The organism is Flavobacterium coralii, from assembly GCF_019891545.1.
GTDB classification, from domain to species: Bacteria; Bacteroidota; Bacteroidia; order Flavobacteriales; family Flavobacteriaceae; genus Flavobacterium; species Flavobacterium coralii.
This window is the reverse complement of the sequence record NZ_JAHDIU010000004.1, coordinates 166,922-186,943: the sequence shown is the minus strand read 5'-3', so window position 1 is coordinate 186,943 and position 20,022 is coordinate 166,922. Positions and strand designations below refer to the sequence as shown.

General features: G+C 41.4%; 14 protein-coding genes. 8 read left to right on the top strand and 6 right to left on the bottom strand.

Features of this window, described 5'->3' with window-relative positions:
• Positions 1 to 162 precede the first annotated feature (162 nt).
• Both KJK34_RS08260 and KJK34_RS08255 read left to right on the top strand, forming a co-directional pair.
• A complete protein-coding gene (locus KJK34_RS08260) occupies positions 163 to 1,446 on the top strand; it encodes a citrate synthase (RefSeq protein WP_223053393.1) in 1,284 nt (427 codons plus the stop codon).
• A 186-nt stretch (positions 1,447 to 1,632) separates the two neighbouring features.
• The gene (locus KJK34_RS08255) at positions 1,633 to 3,396 is read left to right on the top strand and encodes an aromatic amino acid hydroxylase (protein WP_223053392.1); all 1,764 of its coding nucleotides are present in this window, start codon (positions 1,633 to 1,635) and stop codon (positions 3,394 to 3,396) included.
• A 46-nt stretch (positions 3,397 to 3,442) separates the two neighbouring features.
• On the opposite strand, the gene KJK34_RS08250 is transcribed toward KJK34_RS08255, so the two are convergent.
• From KJK34_RS08250 to alaS, 4 genes are all read right to left on the bottom strand, one after another.
• Positions 3,443 to 4,054: a DUF4230 domain-containing protein gene (locus KJK34_RS08250; protein ID WP_317196876.1), complete on the bottom strand. Its 612-nt coding sequence runs from the start codon at positions 4,052 to 4,054 to the stop codon at positions 3,443 to 3,445.
• 60 nt (positions 4,055 to 4,114) lie between these two features.
• Complete coding sequence (locus KJK34_RS08245; RefSeq protein ID WP_223053390.1) at positions 4,115 to 5,071, bottom strand: GSCFA domain-containing protein; 957 nt, start codon at positions 5,069 to 5,071, stop codon at positions 4,115 to 4,117.
• A gap of 3 nt (positions 5,072 to 5,074) precedes the next feature.
• The gene (locus KJK34_RS08240; protein ID WP_223053389.1) at positions 5,075 to 5,809 is read right to left on the bottom strand and encodes a hypothetical protein; all 735 of its coding nucleotides are present in this window, start codon (positions 5,807 to 5,809) and stop codon (positions 5,075 to 5,077) included.
• A 91-nt stretch (positions 5,810 to 5,900) separates the two neighbouring features.
• Positions 5,901 to 8,528 carry an alanine--tRNA ligase gene (gene alaS / locus KJK34_RS08235; RefSeq protein ID WP_223053388.1) on the bottom strand — a complete coding sequence of 876 codons (2,628 nt, stop codon included), beginning with the start codon at positions 8,526 to 8,528 and terminating at the stop codon, positions 5,901 to 5,903.
• A gap of 165 nt (positions 8,529 to 8,693) precedes the next feature.
• On the opposite strand from alaS, the gene KJK34_RS08230 reads away from it, so the two are divergent.
• From KJK34_RS08230 to KJK34_RS08205, 6 genes are all read left to right on the top strand, one after another.
• Positions 8,694 to 9,671, top strand: a complete 978-nt coding sequence (locus KJK34_RS08230; RefSeq protein WP_223053387.1) for a M23 family metallopeptidase — start codon at positions 8,694 to 8,696, stop codon at positions 9,669 to 9,671.
• Entirely contained in the window at positions 9,671 to 10,000 is a 330-nt protein-coding gene (locus KJK34_RS08225; RefSeq protein ID WP_223053386.1) for a MerR family transcriptional regulator, read from the top strand. Before KJK34_RS08230 ends, KJK34_RS08225 begins: the two co-directional genes overlap by 1 nt.
• A gap of 14 nt (positions 10,001 to 10,014) precedes the next feature.
• A complete protein-coding gene (locus KJK34_RS08220) occupies positions 10,015 to 10,614 on the top strand; it encodes a LemA family protein (protein ID WP_223053385.1) in 600 nt (199 codons plus the stop codon).
• A 1-nt stretch (position 10,615) separates the two neighbouring features.
• On the top strand, positions 10,616 to 11,056 hold the full coding sequence (locus KJK34_RS08215; RefSeq protein ID WP_223053384.1) for a TPM domain-containing protein: 441 nt from the start codon (positions 10,616 to 10,618) through the stop codon (positions 11,054 to 11,056).
• Positions 11,056 to 11,856, top strand: coding sequence for a TPM domain-containing protein (locus KJK34_RS08210; RefSeq protein WP_223053383.1), 801 nt, complete (start codon positions 11,056 to 11,058; stop codon positions 11,854 to 11,856). The genes KJK34_RS08215 and KJK34_RS08210 overlap by 1 nt, the downstream gene beginning before the upstream one ends.
• 86 nt (positions 11,857 to 11,942) lie before the next feature.
• Positions 11,943 to 14,348, top strand: a complete 2,406-nt coding sequence (locus KJK34_RS08205; protein WP_223053382.1) for a DUF5686 and carboxypeptidase-like regulatory domain-containing protein — start codon at positions 11,943 to 11,945, stop codon at positions 14,346 to 14,348.
• Positions 14,349 to 14,356: 8 nt separating this feature from the next.
• Here the strand turns inward: KJK34_RS08205 and KJK34_RS08200 are convergent, their stop codons facing one another.
• Together KJK34_RS08200 and KJK34_RS08195 are read right to left on the bottom strand one after the other, a co-directional pair.
• Positions 14,357 to 17,137: an outer membrane beta-barrel protein gene (locus KJK34_RS08200; protein WP_223053381.1), complete on the bottom strand. Its 2,781-nt coding sequence runs from the start codon at positions 17,135 to 17,137 to the stop codon at positions 14,357 to 14,359.
• A 26-nt stretch (positions 17,138 to 17,163) separates the two neighbouring features.
• Complete coding sequence (locus tag KJK34_RS08195; protein ID WP_223053380.1) at positions 17,164 to 20,013, bottom strand: outer membrane beta-barrel protein; 2,850 nt, start codon at positions 20,011 to 20,013, stop codon at positions 17,164 to 17,166.
• Positions 20,014 to 20,022 lie beyond the last annotated feature (9 nt).

Below are 20,022 nucleotides of genomic sequence, written 5' to 3'. Positions count from 1 at the left end.
ATCATTATAAAATTGTCAAAAGTCGATACCAACGGGTATCGACTTTTGTTATTTATATGCAGAATTAACGATTTTAATAAGTACTTTTCTTCATAAATAAATTCTAATTTATTAAATTCGCAGGAATTATTATTTTACAATCATTATAACATCACTACCAACATGTCAAATATAGCTACATTGGAGATTGATGGCAAAAAATATGAGTTCCCTGTTGTGGTGGGGACCGAAAACGAGGTTGCCATTGATATTGAAAAACTGCGCGGGGAAACAGGCGCCATAACCCTGGATCCGGGTTATAAAAATTCAGGATCATGCCAGAGTGCAATTACTTTTCTTGATGGCGAGCAGGGCATACTAAGGTACAGGGGTTACAGCATAGAAGACCTTGCCTCTAAGTCAAACTTCCTTGAGGTTTCTTACCTGTTAATTTTTGGCGAACTGCCAACAGCTGCCGAGCTTGAAAAGTTTGAAAATACAATAAGGAAGTACACCCTTGTTCATGAGGAGATGAAAAACATCATCGACGGCTTCCCTAAAACAGCCCACCCAATGGGTGTGCTTGCTTCATTAACAAGTGCCCTTACGGCTTTTAACCCAAAATCGGTTAACGTTGCCAATGATAAGGAGATGTATGAGGCAGTGTGCAAAACAATGGGTAAATTCCTTGTTATAGCTACCTGGACATACAGGAAAGCTATGGGCTACCCGTTAAACTACTATGATAACACCAAAGGTTATGTAGAGAACTTTATGCAGCTTATGTTTGCATTGCCTACAGGCCCTTACAAGCCAAACCCTGTTGTGGTAGATGCGCTTGACAAGCTGTTTATACTGCATGCCGACCACGAGCAAAACTGTTCTACAAGTACAGTGCGTATGGTAGGTTCATCTCATGCCGGGCTGTTTGCCTCTATATCTGCCGGTGTATCGGCACTATGGGGCCCGCTTCACGGTGGTGCTAACCAGGCAGTTCTTGAAATGCTTGAGGAAATACAAAAAGACGGTGGAGATGCTGATAAGTATCTTGCCAAAGCAAAAGATAAGAACGATCCTTTCCGCCTTATGGGCTTTGGGCACAGGGTTTACAAAAACTTCGACCCGAGGGCGAAGATCATCAAAAAAGCGGCAGACGATGTGCTTAGCTCACTTGGTGTGGAAGACCCGGTACTTAACATTGCCAAAAAACTTGAAGAAAGCGCCCTTCAGGACGAGTACTTCAAATCAAGGAACCTTTACCCTAACGTAGATTTCTATTCAGGAATCATTTACAGGGCAATGGGCATACCAACAGAAATGTTTACAGTATTATTCGCTATTGGCCGCCTTCCGGGCTGGATTGCACAATGGAAAGAGATGCGTGTAAACAAAGAGCCTATAGGCCGCCCAAGGCAGGTTTATGTAGGTGAACCCCACAGGGAGTTTAAGCCTGCTGATAAGCGATAAGATTTTAAAATACAGGTTATATCTAAAGATCCCGGTTGCAGTGGCAATCGGGATTTTTTATTTGCCATATTTTGATTATTTTTTAGTAATTGGTTTTTTTAGGATTGATAACAAATAATATTGCCACCATATTATTGTGAATTGTGAGAAATTCGTAATTTTACATTACAACTATTGCGTAATACTATGAATGCAAATATAGAAAGCAACCCGCTAATAGACAGGCTGCCCGGGCACCTGAAACAATTTATCAAATCGCAGGATTATGAAGATTATACATCCATAAACCAGGCGGTATGGCGGTATGTAATGCGCAAGAATGTAGATTACCTTAGCCGTGTGGCACACAGTTCTTATCTGGAAGGGCTTAAAAAAACAGGAATAGAAGTAGACAGCATACCCAGTATGTATGGCATGAACCGCATACTGAAGGAAATTGGCTGGGCTGCCGTTGCGGTAGATGGCTTTATACCGCCAAATGCCTTTATGGAGTTTCAGGCATATAATGTGCTTGTCATAGCTTCTGATATCCGCCAGCTGGAGCATATTGAATATACGCCCGCACCGGATATCATTCATGAAGGGGCTGGGCACGCACCTATTATTGCTAACCCTGAGTATGCCGAGTACCTTCGCCGTTTTGGCGAGATAGGCTGTAAAGCCATATCATCAGCGCGCGATTATGAAATGTACGAGGCCATAAGGCTGCTTTCTATATTGAAAGAAGCCGAAGACACACCACAGGAAGAAATTGAAGCTGCTGAGAAGCGCGTAGATGAGTTGCAGAACGATATGGGCGAATTATCTGAAATGGCACTCATCAGGAACCTGCACTGGTGGACAGTGGAGTACGGGCTTATAGGTACTGTAGATAATCCTAAAATATATGGGGCAGGGCTTTTATCCTCTATTGGTGAGAGCACCTGGTGCATGACCGACAATGTAAAAAAACTCCCCTATGATATTAATGCGGCCTACCAAAGCTTTGATATAACCAAGCCGCAGCCACAGCTTTTTGTTACGCCTGATTTTGCACATTTAAGCCTCGTGCTTGAAGAATTTGCTAACAAGATGGCACTGCGCACAGGCGGTCTTTCAGGTATAAAAAAACTGATAGCGTCTAACGCACTGGGTACAATAGAGTTCAGCACCGGGCTACAGGTTTCGGGAGTGTTTACCAATGTTATAGAGGAAGAAGGCAAGCCGGTTTATATACAGGTAACCGGCCCAACAGCATTGGCTTACCGCGAAAAAGAACTGGTGGGCCACGGTACATCATACCACGCCGAAGGCTTTGGCAGCCCTGTAGGGAAGCTTAAAGGCATTAACCTTGCCATTGAGGACATGAGCCCGCGCGACCTTAAAGCTTATGCCATTTATGAAGGAGAGCGCGTTACACTTGAGTTTGAAGGCAACATAACCGTGAGCGGGGAAATTATTACCGGGACTCGTAATTTACAGGGGAAAATCATCCTTATCAGCTTTAAAGATTGTACGGTTACACATAATGATAAAGTGCTGTTTAGCCCGGAATGGGGTATATATGATATGGCTGTTGGTAAGAAAGTTATCTCGGCTTTCTCCGGCCCCGCAGATGTTAACAGCTTCGACCTGATAACACACGTTCCGTCAAGCAAAACGATAAAGGCTAAAAAGTCGGAACAAAGGCAGGAGCTTGAAAACCTGTACCAAAACGTCAGGAACATAAGGGACGGCAAAGAAGCTGCACTAAGCCTTGAAGAAACCTTTGCACAGCTCACCGAAAACCATCCTAAAGATTGGTTGTTATCTGTAGAAATAGCTGAACTGCTACACAAAGAAAAAGAAGAAAGTATGCTGCAGCAGGTACTTGCCCACCTCGACAGGGTTAAGGCACAAAGACCGGAAGTAGCACACCTTATTGATGGAGGACTTGAACTTATATTTGACAAGGAAAAATCAGTTAGCTAGTATAACTGCATGTGAGAAACAAAAGGGGCTTTAAGCTCCTTTTTTATTATAATAATACTTCATTGATACTTTCATTATTTACCTGCTGACCGTTGTATTGAAGTTTCCAGCCCATAGTGTTAGTAAGTATCAAAATCTTGGAAAGTTCGCTCAGCAGCCTGTTTTGTGCATTTGTTTTTAAAGATGACTTTTCTATCTTCTTTCTCAGGTTAGCTTTTACAGTGCTGTTTATTTTGTTGTAATCTTCTCCCGAAAACTCATTAAAGCCATTTTGCTGTACATCATAAAACTTAAGGTCGGGGCTTATGTTTATTTCTTCTTTGGGTATGTTTTTAATGGTTATGGTCTTAGTAGCCTCATTAATGTCATATTCCATCTTACTTAGGTCATAACTAACTGTTACATCAGCATTAACTACTACCAATGCTTTTTTCTCAGCCGAAAGTATATTCAGGAAATATTTTTGACGGTCTTTGTATGTCAGCACTTCTGCAAAATGCCCTTCGGTTACTACCAGTTTACCAACGTTTTTAATCTGCTGCTGTATTAGCGTGGTTTCTTCTATAACAGTGGTTTCATCATCTTTAAATTCGCAATAGCGGAACAGCAGGAAAATAACCAGTGCGGCGGCAATAAAGAGGAGTATTTTTTTAATCACGGCTCTCGGCTTTTTCTTTAAAATTATGAAAAAGCACTCAGGAAACATGTTATAAATTACCTAAAATGTAATGTGCGGGTACTGTTGATTGAGCTTTTCAGCCCTGTCGCTAAGTTTACGGAGGAAATCTTTGTGTTGGTCAGATTCAGGGTTAAAAGGCCTGTGCATAAGTCCTTTTTGTATAGCATCAACCTCTTTCATTACAGTAAGTGCTTCTGGTTTAATACAGCTTTCCTTGAAGCGTTCCCATATATAAGCTATGGCTGTATCGTTAGGATGAATCATATCCTGTGCATAAAAACGGTAATCCCGTAATTCATCCATCATTATTTCGTAGGAGGGAAAATAAAAAGTTCCTGAAGAATAATTTCCCGATTGCAACACATCCTGCAAGGCAGAAAAAAGGTTGGATTTGCTGTGCTGGTTTTCGGTAAAGCCATCTTTAATATGCCTGACGGGTGAAATGGTAAAAATTAGCTGTGCAGTTGGGTTTGCCTTTGCAATCAAATCAATAATAGCTGCCAGGCTCTGCTTAATATCGTTAACCGACAGCAGGTACTTTGTAAATTGTTGCTGGGGTACTTTATGGCAATTAGCAACTGTTTCACCTGTCGCATTAAGTTGATATACCCATGCTGTACCCAATGTAATAATGATATGGGAGGCATTAAGCAGATCTTCCCTGAGCAGTGCATTAGACTTATTTAAACGCTCTGTGAGTATGACAGGATCATTATGGCTTAAATCGCTGTGTGCATTATAGCATTGCCAGCGTTCATTATGAAAAAAAATATCAGCTTCACTGAATGTTTTATTATTCAGGGCGAAGCCGATAGCTTTTTGCAGCGCCAGTGGGTGGAACAGGATACCAAACGGATTGGTTACATTCCTGAATTTAAAATAGTCCAGCCTGCTGCCTATATTAACAGCAAAACACGAACCCAAAGACACTAACCTGCTGTTATAATCAATCTGCTGATTACTTACAGGTACCGGTATTTGGGTTGTAAATTGCATTTATTAGTTGTTATAGTAGAACTCTGTTGTATAGGTTTCTCCATCACCAAAATCTTCAACAGCAGTTGCAGGGAAATTACTATTATTATATGTATAGGTAATTGTAGAGCTTTCGTCAAAGCTGTTATATGAGGTAACATTATTAAAGCCGCCTTCCTGATATGCATAGATAACAGACATATATGAAGTTATATTGCTAAAAGGATCACGTTTATCATCAAAAGTATAAGTAATTGTTTCTCCGCCACTGTTTATGCTTACAATATTATTATCTACAATGGTCAGGGTACCGTTATAATTAAATAAATCCTGATTTTCAGTATTACCTGTGTACTCGGCAGTATTAACGGTACCATTGTTGTTGTAGGTAAACTCTGTTCTTGTACCCCAATCAAAATCATAATCAAGCATAACAAATGTTACCAGTTGACCACTAGCATTATAAGTAAAGTTATCCTGCTGTATAAGATCGCCGTCTTCATAATGTTCAATAGTGGTAAGCTTGTCGCCCGTATAAGTAAATCTTTGTTCACTACCATCATTATGGGTAATCTTAGTTACCTTAGTACCATCATAAAAATAATTTGAGATATACTCATCCTCAAACTCATCAGTTTCTACCATCTTAGTAACTAAAATAACGTCGCTATTGCTGTTGTTGGTATTGTTGTCGTCGTCGCCAGTGCATGAAGTTATCATAAATAAGGCTACTGCCGCCATTGTGAAAATTTTTTTCATAAGTAATTTTGAATGTTAGGGAGTTATTTTTTAGCTGCAAATATATATTTTATTATTAAATAAAAACCGCAGGTAAACTGCGGCTCTATTATCATTTTATAAATTCTTTTGCAGCATTTAGCGCATCAGGTATTCCCGCCGGGTTTTTACCCCCTGCGGTGGCGAAGAACGGCTGTCCGCCGCCGCCGCCCTGAATGTACTTACCAAGTTCGCGTACTACCTGCCCGGCATTAAGGCCTTTTTCTGCTGCCAGTTCTTTACTGATGTAACAGGTAAGCATAGGCTTGCCATCCTGTTCGGTTGCCAAAAGGAGGAACAGGTTATTACCTAAGTTACCCAGCTCATAAGCAAGGTCTTTTGCGCCGTTAGCATCAAGGTCAACTTTTTTAGCGAGGAATTTAACGCCGTTTATATCTTCCAGTTCAGCGGCCAGTTCACCTTTCAGGTTTTTAGCTTTATCTTTTAATAATGCCTCAACTTGTTTTTTAAGTTTGGCGTTTTCATCCTGTAGGTTACTTACCGCTTTCAGCGTATCCTGAGGGTTTTTAAGCGCTGCTTTTATCTCTTCCAGTATTTGCTCCTGTGTGGCAAAATATTCTTTTACAGCATCGCCTGTTATAGCCTCAATACGGCGTATGCCTGCTGCCACGGCGCTTTCACTTATAATTTTAAAATGCCATATATCGGCAGTGTTCTGCACATGTATGCCACCGCAAAGCTCCATGCTTTCGCCAAACTTAATTGCGCGCACATTATCGCCATATTTTTCACCGAACAGCGCCATAGCGCCTTCTTCTATTGCCTGCTTAAAAGGTATGCTCCTGCGCTCTATCAGCGGAAGCTGCTCCTGTATGCGCGCATTTACAAATTCTTCTACCTGTTTTAGTTCCTCATCAGTAACTTTACTGAAGTGCGAAAAGTCGAAACGCAGGTAGTTAGGGCTAACCAAAGAGCCTTTCTGCTCTACATGCGTACCCAGTATAGTACGCAGTGCCTGGTGCAGCAGGTGGGTTGCCGTGTGGTTACGGGCCGCTTCGCCGCGCAGTTGTGTGTCAACTTTAGCAGTAAAAAGCGCATTTACATTTTCAGGCAGGGTTTGGGTAATGTGCAGTATAAGGTTATTCTCTTTTTTAGTGTCGAGCACTTCAATATTTTCATTGGCTGAAACTAATACACCTTTGTCGCCAACCTGTCCGCCCCCTTCAGGGTAAAACGGAGTGTTATCTAACACTATCTGGTATAGCGTACCGTCTTTTTTAGACTCTACTTTGCGGTAGCGGGTAATTTTAACCTCGTTCTCTGTGTGGTCATAGCCTACAAATGTTTCGGTATTGCCATCAACCAGTGTAACCCAGTCATCTTTCGCTACCTCTCCGGCAGCACGGCTACGGTCTTTCTGCTTTTTCAGTTCAGCATCAAACTCCGCTTTATCATAGCTGTAGCCTTTTTCTTTTAAAATTAAGGCTGTAAGATCTTCCGGAAAACCAAATGTGTCATAAAGCTCAAATACTTTCGCTCCTGCTATTTCTTTACCTTTAGTATCGGCTACAACATTTTCAAGTAACTGAAGCCCCTGCTCCAGTGTACGCAGGAATGAGTTTTCTTCTTCCCTGATAACATTGGTTACAAGGTTTTGCTGTGATTTTATCTCCGGGAAAAACTCGCCCATTTGCGCTGATAGCACGGCAACAAGCTCATATATAAACGGCTCTTTCTTGTCAAGGAAGGTAAAGGCGTAACGTATAGCCCTCCTCAATATCCTTCGGATAACATAGCCTGCACCGTTATTGCTTGGCAATTGCCCGTCGGCAATGGCAAAAGCCACCGCCCTAACGTGGTCGGCTACCACCCTTATGGCAATATTCAGCTTTTCCTGCTCATCGGTTTCAGCTTTAGAAATATATTTTTTACCGGTAAGGTTTTCTATCTTTTCAATCAGCGGAGTAAAAACATCGGTGTCATAATTACTCTGCACGCCCTGTAGTACCATGCAAAGGCGCTCAAAGCCCATACCGGTATCTACGTGCTGTGCAGGCAGCTTTTCAAGCGATCTGTCCGCTTTGCGGTTAAACTCCATGAATACGTTATTCCATATCTCTACCACCTGTGGGTGGTCTTTGTTTATCAGTTCACGCCCTGGTATTAATGCTTTTTCTTCTGCCGAACGTATATCAACATGAATTTCCGAACACGGCCCGCACGGACCCTGGTCGCCCATTTCCCAGAAATTATCTTTTTTGTTACCCATCAAAATGCGGTCTTCATCTATCAGCGTTTTCCAGATGTCATACGCTTCCTGGTCAAAAGGCACATTTTCTTCTTCGCTGCCTTCAAACACGGTAACATAAAGGATGTCTTTAGGCACTTTATATACTTCGGTAAGCAGTTCCCACGCCCAGTTGATAGCTTCTTTTTTAAAGTAGTCGCCAAAGCTCCAGTTACCCAGCATTTCAAACATAGTATGGTGGTAGGTATCAAAACCCACATCCTCTAAGTCGTTATGCTTACCGCTAACGCGAAGGCACTTTTGGGTATCGGCTATACGCCTGCTTTTAGGAGTTGCATTCCCTAAAAAGTACTCCTTAAACTGCGCCATTCCCGAGTTGTTAAACATAAGGGTAGGGTCATCTTTGGTAACAATAGGTGCGCTGGGCACGATAAGGTGGCCTTTCTCTGTAAAAAAATCTAAAAACTGTTTCCTGATATCCCGCGATTTCATATTTGGGTATAAATTTTGTTTTATGGTTGCAGCAATAGTGTTTAATGGCTTAAACTGAGAAATAGTGTACAAAAACCCGCAACAATTATTAAATTTGTCCGTTTCTCAATTTGCGCTGTTAAACAACTTTTTTGTTAAGGTGCAAAAATAGAATAATTTAAGAACATGGCGAAGGTAAAATATTATTACGATCCCGAAACATTAGCTTACCGTAAGCTCAAGGTAAAAAAAGGCAGGAAAATAGGCGTTATAGCCCTGTTTGTACTGGCTTCGGGGCTGTTTGGCTTCCTGTGTTTCGTGGTGTTACTTAACACGCCCTATTTTGAAACGCCTAAAGACAAACTGCAGGCGCGCGAAATAGAGAACATGAAGATACGCTATGAGATACTGAACCGCAAGATGGATCAGGTGGAAGAGGTACTTTCGGGTGTGGCGGAGCGCGACAACAACCTGTACAGGGCATATTTTAACACATCGCCCATACCCGAAGAACAGCGCAAGGCCGGTTTTGGCGGGGTAAACCGTTATAAAGAACTGGAAGGTTACAATAATTCTGATTTGGTAATCAGCACAACAAAAAGGCTCGATATTATCAGTAAAGAACTGGTTGTGCAAAGCAAATCGTTAGACGAAATAGCTAAGCTGGCAAAGGATAAGGAAAAGCTGCTTTCGGCAATCCCTGCCATACAACCTGTAAAGAATGAAGACCTGCGCCACGTGGCCTCGGGCTTTGGGTACAGGAGCGACCCTTTTACCAAGATACGTAAGTTTCATGCCGGTATGGACTTTTCAGCAAAAACGGGTACGCCTATATATGCTACGGGCGACGGGGTTATAACCCGCGCCGATAACCGTGCCTCCGGCTACGGTAACCACATTGTTATAAAACATGGCTATGGCTATGAAACACTGTATGCCCACCTTAGTAAATATAAAGCAAAAGTAGGGCAGCGTGTTAAGCGTGGCGATGTTATAGGCTATGTGGGCAGCACAGGCCGTAGCGAAGCACCGCACCTGCATTATGAGGTGCACAAAAACGGGCAGGTTATTAACCCTGTTAACTTCTATTACGGTAACATTTCTGCTAAAGAATACGTTTTAATTTCTAAATTAGCTAACCAGGAAAACCAATCGCTTGACTAATGCATTTAAACCTTCCCGAAAAACGATATTACACTATTGGCGAACTTGCAAAGGCTTTTAATGTAAATGCCTCGCTTATCCGTTTTTGGGATAAGGAGTTTGATATACTAAAGCCTAAAAAAAATGCCAAGGGCAACCGCATGTTTACCCCCGAAGATGTAAAGAACCTGCAACTGATATACCATTTGGTTAAAGAGCGTGGCTTTACGCTGGATGGGGCAAAGGTGCACCTTAAGGAAGGGCAGAAGAAAACATTAGATAAATTCGAGATTATTCGTAAATTAGAGGCTGTAAAGACAGCATTAATCAATATTAAAAACGAACTTTAAACAATAAACAAAACATGAAAAAGTGGCTTATTCCGGTAATTATTATTATAGGTTTTATAGTTATCGGTATTTTTTGGTCGGTAGGTGTTAAGAATGGTGCAATAAGTAAAAACCAGGCAGTAGCTAAAGCCTGGGGAGATGTTGAGACTTCTTACCAAAGGCGTAATGACCTTATTGGTAATCTTGTAAAAACAGTACAGGGAGCCGCAGACTTTGAAAAAAGCACGTTGACAGATGTTATTGAAGCAAGGGCAAAAGCAAATTCTGTACAGGTAAATGCTGCTGATGCAACACCTGAACAGTTAGAAGCTTTCAGCAGGGCGCAGTCTAACCTTATGGGGTCGGTTAATAAGCTTATTGGTAATGTTACTGTTGAGCGTTATCCTGAACTCAAATCCAACCAGAACTTCCTTAAGCTGCAGGATGAACTTGCGAGTACCGAGAATGAAATACGTACTGCACGCACAAGATATAATGAAAGGGTAGAAGAGTATAATAACCATATACTCCGTTTTCCTAACTCCATACTTTTAGGAGAATATAAAGAAAAAGCGTTTTTCAATTCATCTGAAGGTGCTGATAAGCCTGTTGATGTAGAATTTGATTTTAATTAATATGTCCGGACTTAAAGACTTTTTAACCCCTGATGACGAAAAGGAAATTGTAAATGCCATTGGTATAGCCGAAAAGAACACATCGGGTGAAATAAGGGTGCATATAGAAAACCATTCAGAAAAACCTCCGCTCGAAAGGGCACAGGAGGTTTTTCTGCAATTAGGCATGGCCAATACCGCAGCCCGAAACGGTGTGCTTTTTTATGTGGGTGTTGCCGACCATACTTTTGCCATCATCGGAGATGAAGGCATAGATAAGGTTGTAGAAGATGATTTTTGGGATTGCACCAAAGATGAAGTTATCTCTGAATTTAAAAAAGGAGAATATAAAACAGGCTTAATTAACGGCATACTGCGTGCAGGTGAAAGGCTTAAAAAATATTTTCCGTTTGATGATAAAGGTGATATTAATGAATTGCCTGATTCAATATCCAAAGCATAATGATTTATATTAACAAAAAAATAGCGTTGCTGTTCAGCATTATAATGTGTGTTACAACAGCATTCGCACAATATGATATACCACAGGTACCATCTGAACAGACAAGTGTTTATGACTATGCAGATATACTTTCGGCAACAGAAGAAAGCAGCCTGAAACAAAAGTTGGTAAACTATGCAGATACTACAAGTACGCAAATAGTTATTGTTACTATTGAAAGCCTGAAAGGAGAGAGTATAGGGCAACTTACACCTGAATGGGCGCATAAATGGGGTATAGGGCAAAAAGATAAAGATAACGGGGTAATGGTATTACTTGCCGAAAAAGAGCGCCAGATATGGATATCTCCGGGTTATGGATTAGATGACAGGCTAACAGCGGGGATAATAGGCGAACTTACCCGCAATGTTATAATACCTGAATTTAAAGCAGGCAGTTATTATAAAGGCCTTGATAAAGGAACCAGTGCTATAATAGATATACTTTCAGGAAAGTATAAAGAAGACCGTACTTTTAAAAAGAAAGGAAAGCTTAACATATTTAGTATACTGCTACCGATAATTATCATCATAATCATTATCATATCCATCATTTCGAGAAGAGGCGGCGGTGGCCGTGGAGGAGGCCGAAGGGGCGGTTTTGGTTCAGACCTTGCTGATATCATTATCCTTAGCAGCCTGGGCCGTGGCTTTGGCGGCGGTGGCGGAAGCTCCGGAAGAGGAGGTTTTGGCGGCGGCGGCTTCGGCGGCGGTTTTGGTGGTGGTGGCTTTAGTGGTGGTGGTGCCGGCGGTAGCTGGTAACACAATTAATATATAATTTATGGGTTGCAGTTTTTGCAACCCTCTTTTTTTATATTTTAGTTTCCGGATAGTAAATAATCTATTATATGGAATTACAGATGTGCTGCAAAAAGTACCTGCTGTTATTGTGCGTCCTGTTTCCTGTATTGCTTTTCGGGCAAGTGCGCATAAGCGGTAAAGTTACAGATGAGGCTACTAAAGAACCGCTTGCTTTTGCGAGTATTATTTTTAATAACGACCCAAAACAGGGCATAACTACTGATATCAATGGTAACTTCCAGTACAACTCTTCCAAACCTGTTACTATACTTAAATGCAGCTATGTGGGCTATCAGGATGTTGTAATGCCCATAGGTAGTAATACGCAGAATATTACCATTGCACTACAGTTTTCGGCTAATGAGCTGAATGAGGTTGTGATAACTCCGGGCGAGAATCCTGCCAACAGGATAATTCGTAAAGTGATAGCCAATAAAGATGCTAATAACCCGGAGAACCTTTCATCATTCAGCTACCGTTGTTATAACAAAGTAACGTTTGACCTGAAAAACAGTAAGCAGAAGGACAGTATAGAGGCTAAGAACATACTGAAAGACGGGCATATTTTTATGATGGAGTCTGTAACCGAACGCCGTTATGTGAGCCCTGATAACAGTGAAGAGGTGGTACTGGCTACCAAAGTATCGGGTTTCCGCAATCCCTCATTTGCATCTTTAGCTACTGATATGCAGCCATTTTCTTTTTACGATGATAATATACCCTTTCTAAACGTTAATTACCTCAACCCTGTCAGCAGGGGCAGCCTTAACAAATACCGCTTTACATTACAGGATACATTATATGCAAACCTTGATACGGTATATGTTATATCGTATAAGCCACTGCCACGAAAGAATTTTGAAGGGCTAACCGGGCTTTTGTATATCAATACAAATAAATATGCCATACAAAATGTAACAGCAACCCCTTATGAAAAAGGTAAGATAGACCTTCGCATACAACAGCAGTATGTTTATACACCCGAGGGCTACTGGTTTCCGCAGCAGCTTGATTATGCAATGGAACTGAATAACTACCCTGAACCCGGCTCGGGAATGATGGTGCAGGGCAAAAGTTATATAGATTCCGTTGCTATAAATACACCCATTAATAAAAAAGATTTTAGGGTGGAGTCGGTATGGATAAAAGAGGGTGCAGCAAAAAAAGACAGCATTTACTGGGCTAATGTGCGTAACACGCCGCTTGAAAGTTCAGATATCACTACATACAGGGTTATTGACAGCATAGGTCAAAAAAATAATTTTGACGGGTTGCTAACTCTTATGGAAAAAATAGTAAAGGGAAGGGTTCCTGTAAAATTTTTAGATATTGATATTGGCAAAACCCTTGTATATAACAAGTATGAAGGTTTCAGGCTCGGGCTTGGGGCGTATACCAATGAAAGATTGTTTGAAAAAGTAGAATTAGGAGGCTTTTTTGGCTATGGTACCAAAGATTATGAGTGGAAGTACGGAGCTTCTTTAAATTATGAGCTTTCAAAACGGCATGAATTTACAGTAGGGTTAAAATACCAGGACAACATAGTTGAGGTTGGCGAACATATATTTAAGTTTCCTGAATTCAGTTATTATGATTTCAGGAATGTTATAGCCTCACGCTTTGACAGGATACGTGAAGAAAGCTTTACTACAGCTTTCAGGGCGCTCCGGTACACCAAATGGAATGTAAGCCTTAGCCATGCAAAAGTTACCCCTAAATATGAATATATATTTACAGGTACGAACCCGCAAACCTTTCGTTATACCAATACCAGTCTGGGTATAAGCATGCGGTTTGCTTATAAGGAAAAAATTGTGCAGTCTTTCGGGCAGCGTGTTACTACAGGTTTGCCTTATCCTGTGCTGTATGTTAACTATACCCGCGGGCTTGGCGGATTTATTGAGGGCGATTTTAATTATAATAAGATAGAAGCAATAGTACAACATACTTTTTTTACGAAGAATTTCGGTAACTCTACCTTTAGGGCAGAGGCAGGTTACATAGATAAGCCACTTCCGTATGGGTTGCTGTTTACAGGCGAAGGCAGCTATGATAATGATGTAAAAGTTATTATAAAAAACACCTTCCAGACCATGACGCCTTATGAGTTTTTGTCTGACAGGTATGTTAACCTGTTTACCACCCATAATTTTGGCGGGCTGTTATTCAAGGCAGGGAGCTTTCAGCCCCACATTTCAGTTCATAATAATATAGGGTGGGGCAGTCTGGAAAACACAGCATTTCAAAACCCCCAAAATTTTGATTATAAAATAAAGGATAAGCTTTATCTTGAAACAGGCCTGCAGCTCGATCACCTGTTAAAAATGAATTACCTTAACATAGGTTATCTAGGCTTGGGTGCGGGTGCCTTTTACCGTTATGGGGGCTATGTCTATGACAGTTTTAATGATAACCTTGCCCTTAAACTTACTGCCACCTTCTCAATTAAGTAATGCAGGTTTTATTTATTGCTGTTTTTAACGAAGTGGTTAAAGCTATACGTAAGGCTAAACATGGCATAGCGCCCTAAAACCGTATTCTGCTGGTCGGTTATAGATGTGGCACTTACAGTGCGTTGCGTGCCTACATTCTGCTTTAGCAGGTCGTAAACCCTTACGCGCATCATCAGCTTGTTTTCAATTATGTTATAGCCCAGGCTCATATTCCATAAGTAAGAGCTTTTCCTGAAACCTGCGCCAAGACGCGGGTTATAAGTAAAATTAAAATCGTTTGCGAATACAAAATTTTTAGGCCAGTAAGTGGTGGTGTTCACATTTAAAGAATGGCTGCCGAAAGAAGTACGGTCTATAGTATAATTGGTGTAATTGGTGCTGTTGTAGTTATAGTTATACCACGTTGAAACACTAAAAAGTTCGCCATAATCCCAATTTATGCTAAGCCTCGGCACCAAACTAAGCTGGTCGGCTTCATATAGGCTGCCGTTGGTAAAGCCCCTGTTGTGGTTCAGGCCTGTGCTAATGCCTAAACCAACCATAATAGAACTTGCTTCGCGCTTATAAGACTTGTTCCAATTCGCTGAAATTCGTGTCGAATAATTCCCTGATATGTTGGTATAGCTTGTGGTGCTTTTACCGCTATCATCTATTACGGTATTACTTACAATGCTGTTTTCGGTATAATTAAAACTCCCCATTAAGTACAAGCCCCTGCGGTCAGCCATATCATAAGACTGAAGGTTTAGCGCAATGCCATGATTGGCGGAAGGATTTAAATCAGGGTTACCCACCTGCGTAGAAAGTGGATTGCTAAGATCCTGTATGGGTAAGAGCTGCCTTGCATCGGGCAGGTTTACATTATAGTTGTAGTTAAACGAAACGGTTTTACTTTTGGTAATATTATAAAACATGCTGCCCTGTAAATCAGGAACAATATAATTTTTAGTGATGTTATAATTAAGGCCCATATAGCCACCTTCATTATATAGCCTGGTAAAAGCTGGTCCTCCGGAGAGGTTTACCCTGAACTTCTTCCGCTTCCATGTAAGCCCCAGCTTTGGTGTAAAAGCATTGTTTTCGGAATACTGGTAATTGCTTATAGAGTCGTTACGGTTGGTAAAACCTCCTGATGCCTCATCAAAATTAAAGCCGTCACGGTCTGCCACATTGCTTTGGTGGTTGTACTGAAGTGAGGTATTCAATTGCAGTGAATCGGTAACATACTCGCTATATTCGGTTTCTATAGCATAATTGCCGCGTTCCTGCCGGTTATACTGCACCTGGTTCCGGTTATCGGTTACTATGTCGGGTTCACCGTCTCCGTCAGCATCTTGGTTATAAAATGCGGTTTGCGACCGGTTAAACTCAGCACTCTTGTTAATGTTCCTGTTGCCCTGCATACTTACAGCGATAAAACTTTTACGTTTGTTTATAACTTTATTATAAACTAATGAGCCGTTAAAGTCATTACTGTTACTGTCGTTAAACGTAGATCCGGCGCTTTCATTCAGCAGCTCCCCATCCTGGTCAACGGCAGTTTGCGAAGACCTGGCCCGTGTTTTTGTTTGTGATGAAGAAAACCTTGGGTCAAAGTGCACTGATGAGGTAGAGTCTATCTCTATTCTGAAACGTGAATTAACATTGTGCGATTGCCTTTCGCTGTTGCTTATTGATTCTGAATTAGTTGTAATACTTCTTTCGGTATCTGCATTCTCGCCCGGGCCGGGGGTAATAAAAGTTACCTGGTTAGTACGGTTTTCGTTTTCAGAATCGGAGGTATTGTAAAAATAGCTGACAGTAGAGTCAAACCCTTTTATCAGTTCATCAGAGTAATTAATGCCGGTTGTGCCGGATTGTGTAATGCCCGACGCACCTGTATATTGCATCATTCCCATTCCCATACCGCCCATTCTGTAAGACATCCTGGTGCTGCCTATCCCGCCGCCAAAATCAAGCCCCAAGGAGTTAATGTTATTGCTGGAGCCAACAAGGCTTATCTTAGTTTCATCCCTGAAAAAGTTAGCCATCACACTGCCCTCATAGCGCTCATTAGTACCGTATCCGGCTGTGGCTTTGCCAAAAGTCCCTTTGTTCTTGCCTTTTTTTATGGTAAGGTTTATTGTAGATAGCTGTCCTGAAGCATCCTGTTTGGTAAGTTCTTCTTTCGCGGTTTTGGTGTCTGTTACCTGTACTTTATCAATAATATCCGCAGGCAGGTTTTGTAGCGCAATCTGCCCGTTCTCGTCAAAAAAAGGCTTTCCGTTTACAAGTATCTTGCTTACCGATTTTCCGTTGATGGTTATATTGCCGTTTGCATCTATTTCTACCCCCGGCAGTTTTTTAAGCAAGGCTTCAACATTGGCGTCGGGACGTACTTTAAAAGAGGAAGCGTTGAACTCAAGTGTATCTTTTTTAACCCGTATTGGCGGCACATCTCTTTCTACAATTACTTCATTAAGCTCTGTCGGCATTTCCTTGAGCTTAACAGTGCCGAAATCTTTATCGCCCTTAAGCTGCTCAAGGCGCTCTTTGTGGTCGTTAAAGCTTATAAAAGAGATACGCAAATCTGTTGCGGCATCTTTTTCACGTGTTTTTATTTCCCACTTGCCTTCGCTGTCAGATAGTGTGTAATCTATAACGGTACTGTCTGCCACTGTGATAAGGTAAACCGTTGCCGACTCCAGCGGAATATCGTCAGGGTCGGTTACCTTGCCTTTCAGGGTGATGGTTTGTGCCGCACAGAGAACAGGCAAAATAAGGAATAGCAGCAGCAGGTTTTTAGCCATAGCCTTGCTGTTTTGGTTATACAATATTAAAACCACCAGAAGCGGGAGCCGCCATCATTATCATCTTTTTTCTTAGTGCCGAATTTATCAAACTTAAAGGTAAGCGAAAACATGGCATAACGTTGCAATACGACATTTTGCTGGTCGTAAATTGAGGTTGCCGTTACAGTTCTAGATGTTCCTGTGTTTTGGTTTAAAAGGTCATATACTTTAACCTTAAACAGCAGGTTATCATTCATAAAGTTATAACCGAGGCTCATATTCCAGAGATAGAAATCCCTGCGGAAGCCCGAACCCAGGTTAGAGTTGTAGTTATAGCTGAAATCGTTACCAAAAACAAAATGCTTGGGCCAGTATGATGTTGTTTGCAGCATAAGCCTGTGCGTAGCATTATAGGCCACATCTGTAGCATAGTTAGTATAATGTGTTTCATCATAAGAAAACTCATAAGACGGGTTAATCACAAGTAATTCGCCATACTCATATGTAAAGCTGCCCTGCGGGTTAAAGCTGTACTGGTTTGCAGCATAAAGCCCGCCGTTTGTAAACCCTTTCCAACGGTTGATATTACCGTTTATGCCCGCACTGTACCTGAAGGTATGCGCTTCTTTCTTTATAGATTTATTATAGTACCCCCCAAACCACGTATTAAATGTACCGGCAACATTCGTGTAGGTTGTAACCCTCTTGGCGCTCTCATCAATAAAGGTGTTGCTCACTACCCTGCTGTCATAAAAATTACCGCCTCCGTAAAAGTTATAGCCTGAGCGGGTAGAATAATCATAATCCCGGAAGTTGGCATAAAAATAATGCCCTTTATTCAAATCTATATCAGGATTGCCTGTTTGCGTTATAAGCGGGTTACTGAGGTCTTCAATAGGCAGTATCTGGCTTGCGTTCGGGAAATCTACGCTGTAGTTATAATAAAAATAGGTAGACTGTGATTTAGTGAACCTGTACCGGAAGTTAAAATTAGCTGCTGGTAACAGGTAATCTTTATTCACTTCATAATCCGTACCCATGTAAGAGCCAAAGTTATTGAAATCGGCAATGCGCACACCGGCATCAAAGCTAATGTTCAGCTTACTTTTATTAAGCTGCATCCCTACTTTTGGCGAAAAGTCGTTCAGGTCAGAGCGCAGGTAGTTGGTAAGCAGGCTGTTAAAATCAGTATATCCTCCTGTTGCCTCATCAAAATCAAAGCCATCACGGTTTTCTACAGAGCCTCTTATCCTGTAATCTCCTGAAACGGATATTTTAATGGAATCTGTAACCGGCTCTGTATATTCAAGCTGGAAGTAATAATTGTCTTCTGTCTGAATATTACGCCTTAGCTGATTTCGGTTATCTTCTGTAATATCGGGAACCCCGTCGCCATCAATATCTTCACCATTGTAAAAGGTAGTGAGCGATTGCAGAAAGTTAGAACTGTCATCTTTACGGTTACTGGTATTTATATAACCGCTCACATAGCGCCCTTTTTTGCTGCTGAAGTTTTTATTAAACCATATTGAGCCTTCATAAGCATCATTATCACTTTCATTATATGTGGTGCCCGAGCTTTCGTTTAAAAGTTCATTATCCTGGTTCACGGTAGTCTGGCTGTCGGTATTACGGTATTTGCTTTTTGCCCTGCTGAATTGAGGATCAAAAAATATTGTCGCGGTAGAGTCTATCTTAAACTCAAATCGCGTATTAAAGTTATGGGCATATTTATCTGTATACGATTTTGACGTAGACTCAGACGTGATGCTTCTTTCGCCTGGTGTTGCGGCTCCGCCTGTTTCATTTTCTGTAAGGAAAGTGGTTTGGCGTGTGCGGTTCTCGTTTTCGGTATCAGCTTGTGTGTAAAAATAGCTTGCACTGTTTTCAGAGTCTTTTAGCCATTCATCAGAGTAGTTGATACCAATCAGGTTAGACCGGGTTACACCACTGCCGCCGCCAAACTGCATGCCGTTAATATTAAAAGCCCCGTCAGATGTTGTATAAATAGAGTAATTGCGCCCGCCACCCATACTGTCGAATATCTCGTCCATAGAAAAACCTGTGGAATTGATGTTATTACTGGAAGCGAGTATGCTTATTTTGCGCTTATCTTTAAAATAATTTATCATACCGCTGCTTTCATATCGCTCATCGGTACCGTAGCCGCCCATAAGCCTGCCAAAGAGCCCTTTGTTCTTATCTTCCTGTATGGTAAGGTTTATACTCGCGTTATCGCCGCTTGCGTTTTCCCCCGAAAGCTCTTCCTGCTTGGTCTTGGTGTCGCTAACCTGTATTTTATCTATAATTTCGGCAGGCAGGTTTTGCAGGGCAATTTTTCCGTTTTCATCAAAAAAAGGCTTACCGTTAACCAAAACCTGGTTCACCTCTTTACCATTAACGGTTATTTTTCCGTCAGAACTTACCTCTACGCCCGGCAGTTGCTTTAGCAGGGCTTCTACATTGGCATCAGGGCGCACTTTAAAAGAAGCTGCATTAAACTCCAATGTATCACTTTTTACACGGATAGGAGGTATTTCTCCCTCAACTACTACTTCATTAAGCTCTGTGGCCTTATCAGCCATTTTAAGGGTGCCAAAATCGTTATCGGCAGTAATGCTTTCAAGCCGCTGCCGATAATCGGCAAAGCCCATATAGGAAATTTTAAGATCGATAGGTTCTTCCTTTACGCGTGTTTTAATTTCCCAGTTACCATTTTTGTCGGTTATGGTATAATCTACAAGGGTAGTGTCTTTAACGGATGTAAGGTAAACAGTTGCCGATTCGAGCGGAAAGTCGTCAGGGTCGGTAACTTTTCCTTTTAATGTTATGTTTTGGCTAAACGTGGCTGTTGTGCACAGCAATACTAATGCAGTAATTAATAGTCTGAACATGTTAAGTTG